Source organism: Clostridium amazonense (assembly GCF_056431285.1).
Map to the genome: position 1 here is coordinate 29,835 of NZ_JBWKMH010000002.1, position 14,088 is coordinate 43,922.

Below are 14,088 nucleotides of genomic sequence, written 5' to 3' on the forward strand. Positions count from 1 at the left end.
GGACAAGCACATTAAAATATAAAATAATAATAATTAGATTTATTTGGGAGGGGAAATATGAATAAACGTAAAAAGTCATATACACTACTTTTTTGCATGATAATTATGTTTACTGGATTTATATTCACATCAAGAGTTAGTGCTGCTACAGATCCAAAGGTATTTGAACATAAAGAAAATATACCATTAAATAAAGTTTGGAGCATATATCTTAATGATTCACTAAATCAAACAACAATAAATAACTTAAGCAACTATGTTAAAGTAACAAATGCTAGAGCGCAAGTTCAAGCAGTTAATGTTAATTATGATGCTACCAATAAAGTTATAAACGTGAATCCACCACAAGAAGGGTACAAGCCTAATACAATTTATAGTTTGGTTGTAAGTAAATCAATAAGTAATTCTATTCAAAGCAATCTTGACAATAATTATGTTATAGATTTTACTACAGCTAAAACAAGTACAAGTATTAATGTACCATCTGGAAGTAACGTAAAATATAGAGATTACAATTTTACATTAGAACAATTTGTACAAACACAAAGTGAAAGAAAGCCAATGTTTAATAGATTAAATCCATTTACATCAAGTGCAAGTCTTGCTAATGTTAAAGCCTTTGCCGATGCAGAGTCATTATCTTATGATAGCACTCAGATATATCAATTTTTAAGTTTAAAGTATATTGATGGAATTTCAGTTGATGCTTTAAATAGACATATAAATTACAAAGGAATTATAAAAGATAAAGGTAATGTGTTTATAGAAGCAGGTAAGAAATATAATATAAATCCAATATACTTAAATGCACATTGTGCATTAGAAACTGGATATGGAACATCTCAATTAGCCAATGGTGTAGATTATAAAACACCAGATGGAAAGATTGTTAAGGTGTACAATATGTATGGAATTGGTGCAATTGATAGTGATCCATTAAATGGAGGGGCAAAGTATGCCTATGAACAAGGATGGACAACTCCTGATAAAGCTATTATAGGTGGAGCTGAATGGATAGGAAAAGGATATATTCATGCATCTAAAGATGGTAAGTTTGAAGATAAAGATACACTATATAAAATGAGATGGGCAATTAATGAATACCCTAATGGATGGAAGCAATATGCAACAGATATAGCATGGGCATATAAACAAGCATTTAATTTTAAAACTATAATTGATGAATCACCAAATGCAAAATTAATTTTTGAGATTCCTAGATTCATAAAATAATAAAGAGAATGACAAATGTCATTCTCTTTATTATTTTAAAACTCACCCGTATTTTTATTTATTTGAACAATAAATTTATTTTTTTCACTATGTTCTATAAATTCATTAAGATTTACATCATCATTAAATTTATTATTTGATATGAATATATTTATTTGACCAAAATTATGTCCATCGGGAATAGATAATTTTTTTTCATATATTGCATTATCAAATAAAATTATAAGACCATCATTTAAATAATTTCCTACTACATTTGTTGTATCTATAATTTCAAGTCCAGTAGTATTTCTAGATGATACATTTATTATTTTATTATTCTTATTTATTTCAAATTTTATTTTTCCATTAAAATCTGTCATTTCTGCTATTATTGTTGCTTGAGGAGAAAAACTTTGAAAAAGTGTATATGCAGAGAATAATATTAAAATAGAAATAGCAAAAATAATATATTTAAGAGTAGAGGATACAGGATTTTTTGCTTGGCCGGTATAAATTTGACCAACTATAGGTTCAATTTTATTTTTTTTAACTGTCAGAAATTCTTTATCTTTTGTTACTATAAAAACTTTATTTTTATCTATATTTATAACTTTACCAGTATGTTTCACATTTAATCACTCATTTCTTAAAAAATAATTAAATATATAATATCATATAATTGAAAAAAAAGGAAAGGAAGAGTATAATTAAAATTAAATATACAGAATTTTAAGAAAATTATTAAATGATTAGTATTTTAAATTTAAATTACAAAAGATGCGATATAGAAGTTTTATATATACAGTGGGTTAACAATATATACAAAACTATTACTATTTTTATTAACAATAAGTTAAGAATAAAAATTATTTAAATCAGAAATATAAAAAAAATTGAAATTTAAATTGTGATATGAGAAAGATGGTGATTTATAAGTAATAATTAAATCAAGGGGGAAGAAAATGAAAAGTAAAAAATCAATATATATAAGTTTATTAGCGATAGTAGCAATCTTTTTATGCATAGTATGTTTTAACTATAAGCAAAACAAAAAGATATATAATCAACCACCGTCAAACAAGTGGAGTAAGGAGATTATTGTAGGAAATGGCAAAATAAATAATGCTCCTAAAGTTATAAAAGAAGAAAATAGAATTATCATAGGTTATGATAATGTAAATAAGTTTAAAATTTCGGTAACTGATAATTTAGGAAAAAAAATATTAGAAAAGGTTTATCAATTTAATGAAGAATTTATATTAAATACAGCGTTAACTAAGACATCTAATGGATATTTATTTTTATATAATTCCACCAAAAGCGGTCAACCATATATGGGAAAGATATACTTAGATAAAAATTTTGAAAAAATAGAAGAAAAAATTGAAGATGGTGTAACAAATATAGTTCAATTAGATGATAATCTAGTTATACTATCAAATGAAGACAAATTAACCATTAGAAATACGGAAAAAGAAAATGATATAAATGCAGAAAAAATGAATGCTAAAAATGCATCTAATATTGTTTCATGTAAACTAAAGGACAAATATATGATAGCATTCATTGAGAATAAGTGTAACTTTAAAAGTATCTTTGTTGAAAATGGAAAATTTAAAGACGGTAAGGATGTATTTAAGACATCTAATATATTAACAGTTAATTATGAAAATTTGGCATGTTCTAGTGATGGGGAATATGGATATGTTATGATTGAGGAAAACATTAAAGGGCAATATACAGGAACAAAGATGATAAAATTTAAATTAAATGGTAATGAAGAAACTAAAGTCTCTACGCTTCAGGTAAATGAATATAAAGAAGTGCATAATAATATTGGTGCATACTCTGAAGAGGGAGCAAGATTTATAGGAACGATACCTATAGAAAAGAAAGACGGATATAGACAGGAAACAATAGTTGATTATATCATTAAAAATGGTGAAGTTAAATCATTTGAGAATGTAAGTAGATTAAGAGAAATGTGTATTTTCCCATATATAAATGATGATACTATAGTGTATGCAAGTTTTGATAAAAACTATAATTATAATATAAATCTAGCACGTGACAATGATGAGTTTAAAGAGAAAAACAATCAACCAATGAAATTTGAGTCAAAGTTAGCATTCAATCATACTATAGAGCAGTTAGCATATTCACTATCATATATATTAATAATTGCTACAAAATGGGTTATACCTGCATTATTTCTAGGAGCAGTAATTTCCTTTTTTGATTATAAATTTAGATTAAAAGGGAAAATTATATTATTTATGGGATCTGGAGTTATTGCCGCTGTTCTAAAAACAATAGAAATATATAAGTTGATATATAAAAAAGGGATAATATTGCCTAACTTAATAGCAATACCTAGTTTAGGTATATTAGTATGTATAGTAATATCTCTAATAAGTTATTTAATAGGTATAAATAGATATAGATATGATGAGGATAGTTCGTTTATAGTGAATTTTGGTATTGGATTAATGATTGATACTATTCTTACACTTGTAATGTTCACTCCATATATATATGCATAATAGAAAGGACGCACTATATAGTGTGTCCTTTCTATTATAATACTGGTGATAACAACCGTGAAATAGCTTCTTTCATTTTTATAACAAATGGTCTTTGTTTACGATGTTCCTCTGTAAGGAAAGTGCTTTCTTTTATATCATCTAAAAAAATATTTTCCAATTTCTCAGTAGTTTCTTTATCGTAAATCATTGCATTAACTTCAAAGTTAAGTTTAAAACTTCTCATATCTAAGTTAGCAGTACCAACAGAACATACAGTTCCATCTATAGCAAGGATTTTGCTGTGTATAAAGCCATTATTGTAAGTATAACACTTCACGCCAGCCTCCATGAGTTCCCATGCATAAGATTTTGTAGCCCAATACACAAACATATGATCTGGCTTACAAGGTATGATTATTCTTACATCAATTCCTGATAAAGATGCAAGTTTAAGTGCAGTCATAATACTATCATCAGGGATCAAATAAGGGGTTTCAATATAAATACTTTTTTCAGCCTTATTAATCATTTTTAAATAACAGTTTCTAATAGCAGACCATTGCGAATCAGGACCGCTAGAAACTATTTGAATAGGTTTTTTACCTACATTATCTTTAGGGGGAAAGTATTTTGGAAGCATTCCTAAATCTTCTTTAGATGCAAATCTCCAATCTAATAAAAATCTAGTTTCTAAAGAATTAACAGCATCACCTAGCACTAGCAAATGTATATCACGCCAAAATCCAAAATTTTTATCTTTTCCTAAATATTCATCACCAATATTTAATCCACCAATAAAACCATAGATTCCATCAACAACACATATTTTCCTATGGTTTCTATAATTAACTCTAAGATTAATATAGGGTACAAAGGGTGGGAAAAAACACACTACTTTTCCACCAACATCTTGAAGTGGTTTAAAAAAGGTTTTAGGGAGTCTTAAACATCCCATTCCATCATATAGAAGTTTTACCTCTACACCAGATTTAGCTTTATCTATTAATATATTTAAAATTTCATTTCCAATGTCATCATCTCTAAAAATATAATATTGAATGTGAATAAATTTAGTAGCACTTTTTAATGTTTTAACAAGCTTTGGAAACTTTTGAGAACCATTATTGAGTATTTCTACATCATTATTATGTGTGAATAATGAATTAGCAGTTGCTAAGTTTAGGTGAATAAAATCTCTATACTCATATAAAAATTCATTATTTTGTACTAAGTACTCATTAGTTAAAATATTGTGCTGTGCTTGAACAGAAGATAAAAAGTCCTCTTCTTCTTCCTTTTTAAAGTAAAAAAACTTTTGTTTTCGTAAATCTTGACCAATAAATAAATATAGAATAAACCCTAAAATAGGAACAAAGAACATAATCATTAACCATGTCCAAGTACTGGTAGGATCCCTTTTTTCAAATAAAATTACAATTACTGCTAAAAATATATTAATTAAAAATATGAAAGTAATTATATTTTTAAAAATAGATATAAACTCCATAATAAACTCCTTAATTTAAATTTACTTATTATGTATACATTATAACGTTAATAAATAAAAAATAGTACTTTATAATAAAAAACTTACATAAATTTTCTATATAAAAATAATACATAATTTTATATTAAAAAACTAAGCAAATCAATAATTAATAAAAATAGCAAAATAGAGTTAAATGTTAAAAATATAAAAAAATATGGGATAACAATAAAAAATAAATTTATGTAATTAATAATGAACTATCCTTCATTATAGAGTGAAAATTTTTAGAAAAACCTCATTGAATTTAGTAGAATAAGAGGGAACAGGCAAGATATATGAATAATATTGAGTATTAAATGAAATATTAAACTAACGGCAATTCATTAAAAAAATTATGCAAACGAGTTGAAAGATTTAGAATATTTCCAAACAAAATAAAGTTCAATGTCAATGTTTACAATGGTTATCAAATATGTTATAACATATGAGGGCTTTAGAGGTTTAAGCAATAAAATCCCTTAAAATACAAGGATTTAAATAATAAATAAACTTATAGTTAATATATAAACTAATATAACTAATAAGTTAATATAATGAGAAATAATATGTAAATTTTATTACAAAAGGATGAGTATAAGGAGGAAGTAGTTATGGGAAAAGATTCAAAAAAACACGTAGTCCTAAGTTATTTACAAATAATGTTAGGGACAACACTATTAGCAGCAGCATTAAATATGTTTTTCAAGCCTAATAGCTTAGTTATTGGGGGGATATCAGGATTAGGAATAGTAATAGATTATTTATTCCACATACCAATGTCAGTTACAAACATAATAGTTAATATACCACTATTCATATTAGCTATAAAATTAAAAGGAAAGTCATTTGCAGGTAAATCGCTTTTTGCAACATTATATTTATCAGTTGCACTTTGGTATACTGAATTCTTACCTAAATTTGATAATGTTGAAATGATATTAGTAAGTATATTTGGAGCAGTGATTTTAGGATCAGGAATAGGTATAGTGTTAAGAGTACCAGCAAGTACTGGAGGTACAGATTTAGCAGCTATAATAATTAGACATTTTAACGAAAAATTACCATTAGCAAAGGTTATGGCTACATTAGACACATGTATAATCATATGTGGTATTATGATATTTGGTATAGAAAAAGGATTATATGCAATTATATCTGTATTTATAATTTCAACAGTTGTAGATAGAATAGTAAGTGGTGGTAATGCATCAAAATCAGTACATATTATATCTGATAAAGCAGAAGAAATTTCATTAGAATTAATGAAAGTTTTAAATAGAGGAGTTACAGGCTTAAATGGTACAGGAATGTACACAAAAGTATCAAAACAAATATTATTTATAGTTTGTGATCAAAAAGAACTTATAATACTTCAAAACGTTGTTAAAGAAATTGATGATAAAGCATTCTTAACAATAACAGATACTAAAGAAGTTTTTGGAAGAGGATTTACTCAACCTAAATTTGATGCTAGTGAAGTTAATTAATTAAAAATAATAGAGGTCTATGGAATATTTCTATAGACCTCTTTTTACATATTATAAATTAAAGATTTAATTTAAGTAAAAAGTGATATAATGTAATGAAAATAAAATTAGATATAGGAGAGTATATTTGCATGAGAAATTTAAAATTAGTTATAGAGTATGATGGAAGTAGATATAAGGGTTGGCAAAAACTTGGTGATAATGAATGGACTATTCAAGGAAAATTAGAAGGTGTTCTATCTAAAATGTGTGGTGAAAAAATAGATGTAATTGGATGTGGAAGAACAGATGCAGGTGTTCATGCTGAAAACTATGTAGCTAATTTTCATACAACATCAATGTTTAGTGAAGACATGATTATGAATTATCTATATGAATTTTTACCGGAGGATATTGTAGTTAAATCAGTAGAAGAAGTTGATGAAAGATTTCATTCTAGATATAATGCTAAAAGTAAAACTTATGTGTATAAGATAAATAATAATAGAGTAAGAAATGTATTTAATAGAAAATATGTTTATCAAATAGAAGAAAAATTAGATATAGATAAGATGAAACAAGCATCTAAATGTTTTATAGGAACACATGATTTTCAAAGCTTTACTACATTAAAATCAAAAAAGAAATCTACAGTAAGAACAATTAATTATATAAATTTTATAGAAAATAATGATTATATAGAGATAGAAATCAATGGAGACGGATTTTTATGGAACATGGTTAGAATTATTGTTGGAACATTAATTGAAGTTGGAACTAAAAATTTAAAATCAGAAAATGTTAATAAAATATTGGATAAGAAAAAGAGAGAAGAAGCAGGTCCAATTGCTAAGGCAAAGGGGTTAGCATTAAGAAATGTAGAATATGTATAAAAAATAGGCTTTATTAAAATAAAGCCTATTTTTTATTATTTTATATTCATAAATTAAATGAAAATTTTTATAAGACTTTAAATTAGTCCTTCTTCTTTTAATAAACTTTCTATGTCTTGAAGTTTTTTAGATAATTCTACAAAATTCTTTTTTACAAAGTCTTCAGAAATAGCATTTTGTCTAATTCCTTGTTCTAATTTTTCAATAGTAGATAATGCAGCATCAATGTCTTTTTGAGCAAGTTCTAAATTATTTTCTTTCATAAAAAATCTCCTTTAAAAGCTAGTTTAATTTAATTAAACTAAATAAATTTAAGTCTTAATGCATTTAAAAAAAAGATAATATATAAGTTTTTAATAGTATCTTTTTTATATGCTTATTAAAATGTTAGCATTGAGTTTATATAATTTCAAGTTAAAATAATTCTAAAATGAAATTTTATAAGAAATATTACATATATATTTAATGTGGCAAAGAAATTAGAATTTATACTTTAAATAAATGGAAACTATGAGAGGAGAAAATAAAAAATGATAAATATAGTATGGTTTTTAATTTTAGCTATTGGCATTATATTTGGACTTTTTAATGGTAGTGGAGAAATAATATCAAATGCAATAATTTCTACAACAACATCAACAGTAGAACTTATTATAGGGCTTGTTGGAATGATGTGCTTGTGGTGTGGGGTTATGAAAATAGCTGAGAAGAGTGGTTTGACAGGGAAATTATCAAAATTACTTATGCCTATATTAAAAAGAATTTTTAAGGAAGCAGGAAAAGATGAGAAGGCTATGGGAGCAATTGTTATGAATATAACAGCTAATATGTTTGGGCTTGGAAATGCTGCTACACCTTTTGGGATAAAAGCAATGGAAGAAATGGACAGGCTCAATAATGAAAAAGGTACTGCTACTAATGATATGATACTATTTTTAATTTTAAATGCAGCATGTGTTCAATTAGTACCAAGTACGGTTATATCAATTAGGGCGGCGGCAGGTTCCTCAAACCCTGGACTCATAATAATTCCAGCTATAATAACAACATTTATAGCATCTATTATAGGAATTATATTGTGTAAAATATTGCAAAGGTATTTTTAAGGTGGTGATATTATGTTTGAATATATAATAAAAGCAATAATACCGATAATAATAATTTTAATTGTAACTTATGGTGTCGTGAAAAATGTAAAAGTATATGAATGTTTTATAGAGGGAGCAAAAGAAGGTCTTGGAATATGCCTTAGAATTTTTCCGTACCTCTTAGCAATGCTTATAGCAATAAATGTTTTTAGGGCTTCTGGAGCAATGGATTTTTTAATATCTATAATAAAGCCAGGGGTAGATAAAGTTGGAGTGCCACCAGAAGTTGTACCATTAGTTATGATGAAACCTTTATCAGGAAGTGGAGCAGTTGGAGTATTTACTGATGTAGTGAAACAATATGGACCAGATACATTTGTTGGAATATGTGCATCAATAATAATGGGATCAACGGAAACAATATTTTATACATTAGCAGTTTATTTTGGCGCTGTAAAAATAAAAAAGATAAGACATACTTTATGGGTAGCATTACTTGTTGATATGTGTGCAGTACTTATTGCAGTTAATGTAGCAAGGTTCTTAATTTAATTGAAAGTTCAGTGTAGGTATTGAAATTAGGAGTTAGATTTTAAAATGGAAAAATCTTTTTTCATCAATAAGCAAGAATTATTGAAATAATTCTTGCTTATTGATATAGGAATACAAGTTTAAACTTTAAGTTATTCATGTTTCAGTTGAGAATTCTAATTAATTTAATTGAAAATTGAAAATTGGAAGTTGAAAATGAATGTAAAAATTGGATTTCCAATTTTAAAGAATGATTTTTTATCAAATTTGCAGAGCAAATTAGTTGAAAACAACATAAAAACGTAGTTTTTAAGCATTTCCATTTTTAGATATTAGGAACGAAGTGAGTAATATCAACTATAACTTTTCACTTTTCACTCTTAACTCTTACTTGGTTCCAAATATAAAAATAAACTGTAAGCTTAATAATATCATTTGAGAAAGACATTACTTTAAATTTGAACTTGGAACTCTATATAATATTATTTTAAGGATTTTTACACCTGCTTTTAGGAAGTGTGTTAAATCTACGTTTATATGCTATAAATATAAGAAGAGCATCAATTATCCATTGAATTACACAAATCCACCAAAAATATAAAACAGACACTTTTTTTATATATATAAAATAAAATGTTAATGGTAAACGGATGCACCATCCAGTAAATAAAGAAACTTTAAATGGGGTCTTTGTATCACCGATACCTTTTAAAGCACCACCATAAATCATTGAAATTGCCATGCCAGGTTGTTGAAGTGAGGCAACCATTAAACATTTAGCACCTAAGTTTATAACTTCAGTTTCGGAAGGAGATATAAAAAGCATAATTAATAATTTAGGTATTAAAACAAATAATGATGCTACTGAAATCATTGAAATAAGTCCTAAGATATTACAATTATAAGCATATTTTTTTGCCTCATCATAATCTTCAGCACCAAATCTATTTCCAACCATAGAAGTACAGGCAACAGCAAATCCATATCCAGGCATATAAGAAAGAGATTCTAAACTACCAGTAATAGTATTAGCAGAGAAAGCAAGCGTTCCAAGTCTCATAATCATAAAAGAAGTGCAAAGTCTGCTTATGCTAAAAGCACCTTCTTGAAGTGAAGCAGGAATTGATAGTCTTAAAATTTCTTTAAATTTATGACCAGTAAAATTTTTAAAGTATTTAACTCTAATTTTGATTTTTGATTTTTTTATACTATAAGTTAATGCAAATAAAAAGCCACAAAATTGTGCTATGATAGTTGCTATTGCAGCACCTATGACACCTAATTCAGGTAATCCAAACTTACCAAAAATTAAACTATAATCTAAAGTAAAGTTCAATATAATAATAATGACATATGTAATTAATGGAACTTTAGTATTTCCATAGGCTCTTTGAATTGCAGAAAAAATGTTAGTAAACATATTAAAAGTTAGACCTAAACATACTATTCTTATAAATTTTTTTGCAGTTAGCAAAACTTTAGTATCACATCCAGCCAGTGATAATAAATTTCCTGCAAATAAAAATATAAATATTATTGTAGTAAAAATTATTATTGCACCTATGCCAAATCCAATGGTTGCGTATTCTTCAGCTAAATCAATTTTATTTGCACCATATAGTCTTGAAACTATGGAAGTGATAGCAACACAGATACCCATTATAACAAGAATATTGGCAAATGCATTTAATATTTCCCATGAGATTCCCACAGTACTGACAGATAGTTGACCACCATATCTACCAATCATTAATGTGTCTAAAACTCCAATCATAGTGCATAAGACCATTTCTCCAACAGCTGGTAATGCAATTTTCAAAACGTTTTTTGCTTCAATTTTATTTAACATAAAAGCCCCCTTTTTATTATAAAAGTTATATCGGTATACATATTAATGATAATCACAACAAACAAAGAATATATATACAAAAATGTAAAATAATAATAATATTAATTATAACAAAAAAATATAGTATAAAAAATCAAATTAACAAAAGGTTTTATATAAATGTTTTTATACAATTGATTGAATGAGTTGACAATAAAAATAAATATAATATTTAGTTAAAAAAATGTTAATATTTAAAAATTGGTAATTAATAAAAAAAAAGGGTATATTTAGTATAATGAAATATAGATAATCTTTATATGTATGCAATCTATATTGTTAGAGTTTAGGGGTAGTAAAAATATGAAAAGGGGGATATGATGATTGAAATTAAATCAAATAAGTTTAAGTTTGTAAATACAAATAATGAATATATTGAAGAAGTTGCTTATTATAATCCTAATATAAAAAAAAGAATTTTAAATAATAAGAAGTTCAAAATAGGTTTTATAATGCTAATAATAATTATTATGGCAATAGCTATTTGTCCTAATTTTTCGAAATGGGAAATAACAGATGCATTTAAAAGAAGTGATAATATGTTTCCAAGTAAAGAGCATTGGTTTGGAATTAGTCAAACTTACAATGATTTATATATTATGTTATGGGTTGCAGCAAAAAATACATTTAGAATTTGTTTAAAAGTTATATTTTTTGATATTAGTATAGGATTCATATTTGGAGGTATTTGCAGCTATTATGGGGGGTTAGTAGATTGTATAATCATGAGAATAGTAGAAATTATGATCAGCATACATGTTTTAGTTTGGATAGTATTATTGTATATAGTGTTAGGACAAAATGAGGAATCATTAATTATGGCATTAGCTATAAATGGGTGTTGTAATATAATAACATCTACTAGAGGGCAATTGTTGGAAATTAGGGAGCAAGAGTATATATTAGCAGCAAAGTCTTTAGGGGCAAGTGTTTCTAGAATAGTAACAAGACATTTTTTTAGAAATATGATTAGTACAATAATAGTAATCTTAACACTAGAAATACCAAATACAATTTTAATAGAATCAAGTTTTAGCTTTATGGGTTTAGGTGTTAATTTAACACTAGGAAAATTAATGGCACTGAATAGAGGTCTAGCTATATTTTATCCATATACGATTTTAATACCAATGGCTGTGTTAATTCTAATTTCATTATCATTCAATCTTATGGGTGATGGATTGAACAATTCAATCAGTGCTAATGAATTAGAATGGTATAAGAGGAGAAAGATATGAAAAAAAAGAGAATATTATTAGTTGCATCATTATTAGTTTTAGTAATCTTTACATTTCATTATAAAATAGAATTAAAAGCCATGGGATTAAATAATAGTAAAGAGTGGAGCAATGCTATTCAACTAAAAATTGCTAATATTACTGTAGGACCAGATATTATTAAAAGCAATGATGAAGTTATAATTGCATATCAGGATGGCAAGATTTTAAATTTAATTAGAACTGATTTTAAAGGAAATATAAAAAAAGATATAGAGATAGCTAAATTAAATCAAGAACCAATGAATATTAATTTATTTGAAAATGGAAAAAATATTTTTGTAAGTTATAGTATATCAAATGAAAATGGTAAAATTGTAAATATATTAAAGTTTGATGAAGAGTTTAATATAATATCAAATAGCAAAGTTGAAAATGTTAAAGATCTTGTTAAAATATCAGAAAATTCATATGGTTTATTTTTTGACAACTATATTGAGGTAAGGGACTTAAAATCAGGTAAGAATAGTACAATAAAAACAGATATTAAGTGTAGTTATCAATGTGTTTCAAAGTATAAAGATTCATTTATTCTAGGATATCAAAAAAAAGATGGAAAATTTCAATATGCTATCTTAAAAAACGGTGAAATTACGTATTTATCAAATGAGATACAAAGAACTTCTGATGATTTTTGCCAAATTGTAAATCCATTTATACTTGTAAAAGATGAGAATCTATATTCAATGTGTAGATATGTTTTTAAAAATGGTCAAATGGAGGATGAATGTTTAGAAATTCCAATAGGAAAAAACATAGAAATTAATCAAATTAAAAAAGGAGAATTTTTAACAATAATTAAACCTAAAACTGGAAATTTAGAAAATGAATATGACATAAATATAGATGAAATGGAAGATATAAAATTAATTCAAAATATAGATAATAACATGATAATTTCAGATGCAAATATAACAAATTATAAAGGGAAAACACAAAATCAAATTATAGTGAGTCAGTTTGACAATATGGTTAAATTAGGAGATAAGACGGGACTAATAACTGTAAAGGATGTTATTACTAATACAAGAAACATATCAGTATATCCAGCTAGTTCAGATGATTATTGTGTCTTTGTTGATTCATATAATAAAAGTGAATCAGGATTGAAATTGATTTCTAAAGATAATGAATTTATTAAGAAAAATTCTGGATATACAAATGAAAATAGGAAAGATGCTAGTATAACTGCTATAGAAAAAATATTAACATCTATATTTTTTATAATGCTAACAGGATTAAAGTGGATGTTAATTCCACTTGCAATAGTTTCTATTTTTTCCATTCTTGAGTTTAAATTTAGTGATAGGTTTAAGAAAATATTGTATGTATTTTCGTATATAATTATGTTTGTTATTAGGGCTATTGAGATAAAAGGTACATTTTATAATGATATAATAGGTAAAGATATAACAAAATATATATCAATGAAAAATGGACTTTTAATGCTAGGAATAATATCTATAATAATAGCTATCTATTCATATAGATATTATTCTAAAGATATAGATAGCAATATAATGGCACTTAGCATAGCTCCAGCTATTGGTATTGATATAATAGTAAGTTTGATGATTTATATTCCATTGATGTATTAAATTAGGAATCAAACTAAATCTATATGATTTAGTTTGATTCATTTACTTTTTTTAAGTAAATGTTAAATTATTTTTACAT

12 protein-coding genes are annotated in these 14,088 nt (G+C 25.6%); 8 read left to right on the forward strand and 4 right to left on the reverse strand.

Annotation, left to right across the window (positions count from 1 at the left end; genetic code table 11):
* Window positions 1-57 precede the first annotated feature (57 nt).
* Window positions 58-1,233 carry an N-acetylglucosaminidase gene (locus tag AC07E4_RS00255; protein ID WP_478215464.1) on the forward strand — a complete coding sequence of 392 codons (1,176 nt, stop codon included), beginning with the start codon at window positions 58-60 and terminating at the stop codon, window positions 1,231-1,233.
* 35 nt (window positions 1,234-1,268) lie between these two features.
* Here the strand turns inward: AC07E4_RS00255 and AC07E4_RS00260 are convergent, their stop codons facing one another.
* Window positions 1,269-1,844 carry a hypothetical protein gene (locus tag AC07E4_RS00260; protein ID WP_430830540.1) on the reverse strand — a complete coding sequence of 192 codons (576 nt, stop codon included), beginning with the start codon at window positions 1,842-1,844 and terminating at the stop codon, window positions 1,269-1,271.
* 333 nt (window positions 1,845-2,177) lie between these two features.
* On the opposite strand from AC07E4_RS00260, the gene AC07E4_RS00265 reads away from it, so the two are divergent.
* A complete protein-coding gene (locus AC07E4_RS00265; RefSeq protein ID WP_430830541.1) occupies window positions 2,178-3,758 on the forward strand; it encodes a hypothetical protein in 1,581 nt (526 codons plus the stop codon).
* Between the two features lie 34 nt (window positions 3,759-3,792).
* Here the strand turns inward: AC07E4_RS00265 and cls are convergent, their stop codons facing one another.
* Window positions 3,793-5,247 (reverse strand): cardiolipin synthase, encoded by a 1,455-nt coding sequence (gene cls / locus AC07E4_RS00270; RefSeq protein ID WP_034438362.1) that lies wholly within the window; start codon window positions 5,245-5,247, stop codon window positions 3,793-3,795.
* A 632-nt stretch (window positions 5,248-5,879) separates the two neighbouring features.
* Between cls and AC07E4_RS00275 the strand changes: the two genes are divergently transcribed.
* Together AC07E4_RS00275 and truA are read left to right on the forward strand one after the other, a co-directional pair.
* The gene (locus AC07E4_RS00275) at window positions 5,880-6,755 is read left to right on the forward strand and encodes a YitT family protein (RefSeq protein WP_034438359.1); all 876 of its coding nucleotides are present in this window, start codon (window positions 5,880-5,882) and stop codon (window positions 6,753-6,755) included.
* A 131-nt stretch (window positions 6,756-6,886) separates the two neighbouring features.
* On the forward strand, window positions 6,887-7,627 hold the full coding sequence (gene truA, locus AC07E4_RS00280) for a tRNA pseudouridine(38-40) synthase TruA (protein ID WP_478215465.1): 741 nt from the start codon (window positions 6,887-6,889) through the stop codon (window positions 7,625-7,627).
* Window positions 7,628-7,704: 77 nt separating this feature from the next.
* On the opposite strand, the gene AC07E4_RS00285 is transcribed toward truA, so the two are convergent.
* The gene (locus AC07E4_RS00285; RefSeq protein WP_034438357.1) at window positions 7,705-7,890 is read right to left on the reverse strand and encodes a hypothetical protein; all 186 of its coding nucleotides are present in this window, start codon (window positions 7,888-7,890) and stop codon (window positions 7,705-7,707) included.
* 267 nt (window positions 7,891-8,157) lie between these two features.
* On the opposite strand from AC07E4_RS00285, the gene AC07E4_RS00290 reads away from it, so the two are divergent.
* Both AC07E4_RS00290 and AC07E4_RS00295 read left to right on the forward strand, forming a co-directional pair.
* A complete protein-coding gene (locus AC07E4_RS00290) occupies window positions 8,158-8,733 on the forward strand; it encodes a nucleoside recognition domain-containing protein (protein ID WP_034438355.1) in 576 nt (191 codons plus the stop codon).
* A 12-nt stretch (window positions 8,734-8,745) separates the two neighbouring features.
* Window positions 8,746-9,267, forward strand: coding sequence for a spore maturation protein (locus AC07E4_RS00295; RefSeq protein ID WP_034438353.1), 522 nt, complete (start codon window positions 8,746-8,748; stop codon window positions 9,265-9,267).
* A 466-nt stretch (window positions 9,268-9,733) separates the two neighbouring features.
* Here the strand turns inward: AC07E4_RS00295 and AC07E4_RS00300 are convergent, their stop codons facing one another.
* Window positions 9,734-11,095, reverse strand: a complete 1,362-nt coding sequence (locus tag AC07E4_RS00300; RefSeq protein ID WP_034438352.1) for an MATE family efflux transporter — start codon at window positions 11,093-11,095, stop codon at window positions 9,734-9,736.
* A 359-nt stretch (window positions 11,096-11,454) separates the two neighbouring features.
* Here AC07E4_RS00300 and AC07E4_RS00305 point away from each other — a divergent pair, with 359 nt between their 5' ends.
* Window positions 11,455-12,372 (forward strand): ABC transporter permease, encoded by a 918-nt coding sequence (locus tag AC07E4_RS00305; RefSeq protein ID WP_478215466.1) that lies wholly within the window; start codon window positions 11,455-11,457, stop codon window positions 12,370-12,372.
* Window positions 12,369-14,009 (forward strand): hypothetical protein, encoded by a 1,641-nt coding sequence (locus AC07E4_RS00310; RefSeq protein WP_034438350.1) that lies wholly within the window; start codon window positions 12,369-12,371, stop codon window positions 14,007-14,009. Before AC07E4_RS00305 ends, AC07E4_RS00310 begins: the two co-directional genes overlap by 4 nt.
* Window positions 14,010-14,088 lie beyond the last annotated feature (79 nt).

Bases quoted from the DNA above. Each gene is read 5' to 3' on its own strand.
- AC07E4_RS00255 (WP_478215464.1), top strand. From the start codon at position 58: ATGAATAAACGTAAAAAGTCATATACACTACTTTTTTGCATGATAATT.
- AC07E4_RS00265 (WP_430830541.1), top strand. From the start codon at position 2,178: ATGAAAAGTAAAAAATCAATATATATAAGTTTATTAGCGATAGTAGCA.
- cls (WP_034438362.1), bottom strand. From the start codon at position 5,247: ATGGAGTTTATATCTATTTTTAAAAATATAATTACTTTCATATTTTTA.
- AC07E4_RS00275 (WP_034438359.1), top strand. From the start codon at position 5,880: ATGGGAAAAGATTCAAAAAAACACGTAGTCCTAAGTTATTTACAAATA.
- truA (WP_478215465.1), top strand. From the start codon at position 6,887: ATGAGAAATTTAAAATTAGTTATAGAGTATGATGGAAGTAGATATAAG.
- AC07E4_RS00285 (WP_034438357.1), bottom strand. From the start codon at position 7,890: ATGAAAGAAAATAATTTAGAACTTGCTCAAAAAGACATTGATGCTGCA.
- AC07E4_RS00290 (WP_034438355.1), top strand. From the start codon at position 8,158: ATGATAAATATAGTATGGTTTTTAATTTTAGCTATTGGCATTATATTT.
- AC07E4_RS00295 (WP_034438353.1), top strand. From the start codon at position 8,746: ATGTTTGAATATATAATAAAAGCAATAATACCGATAATAATAATTTTA.
- AC07E4_RS00300 (WP_034438352.1), bottom strand. From the start codon at position 11,095: ATGTTAAATAAAATTGAAGCAAAAAACGTTTTGAAAATTGCATTACCA.
- AC07E4_RS00305 (WP_478215466.1), top strand. From the start codon at position 11,455: ATGATTGAAATTAAATCAAATAAGTTTAAGTTTGTAAATACAAATAAT.
- AC07E4_RS00310 (WP_034438350.1), top strand. From the start codon at position 12,369: ATGAAAAAAAAGAGAATATTATTAGTTGCATCATTATTAGTTTTAGTA.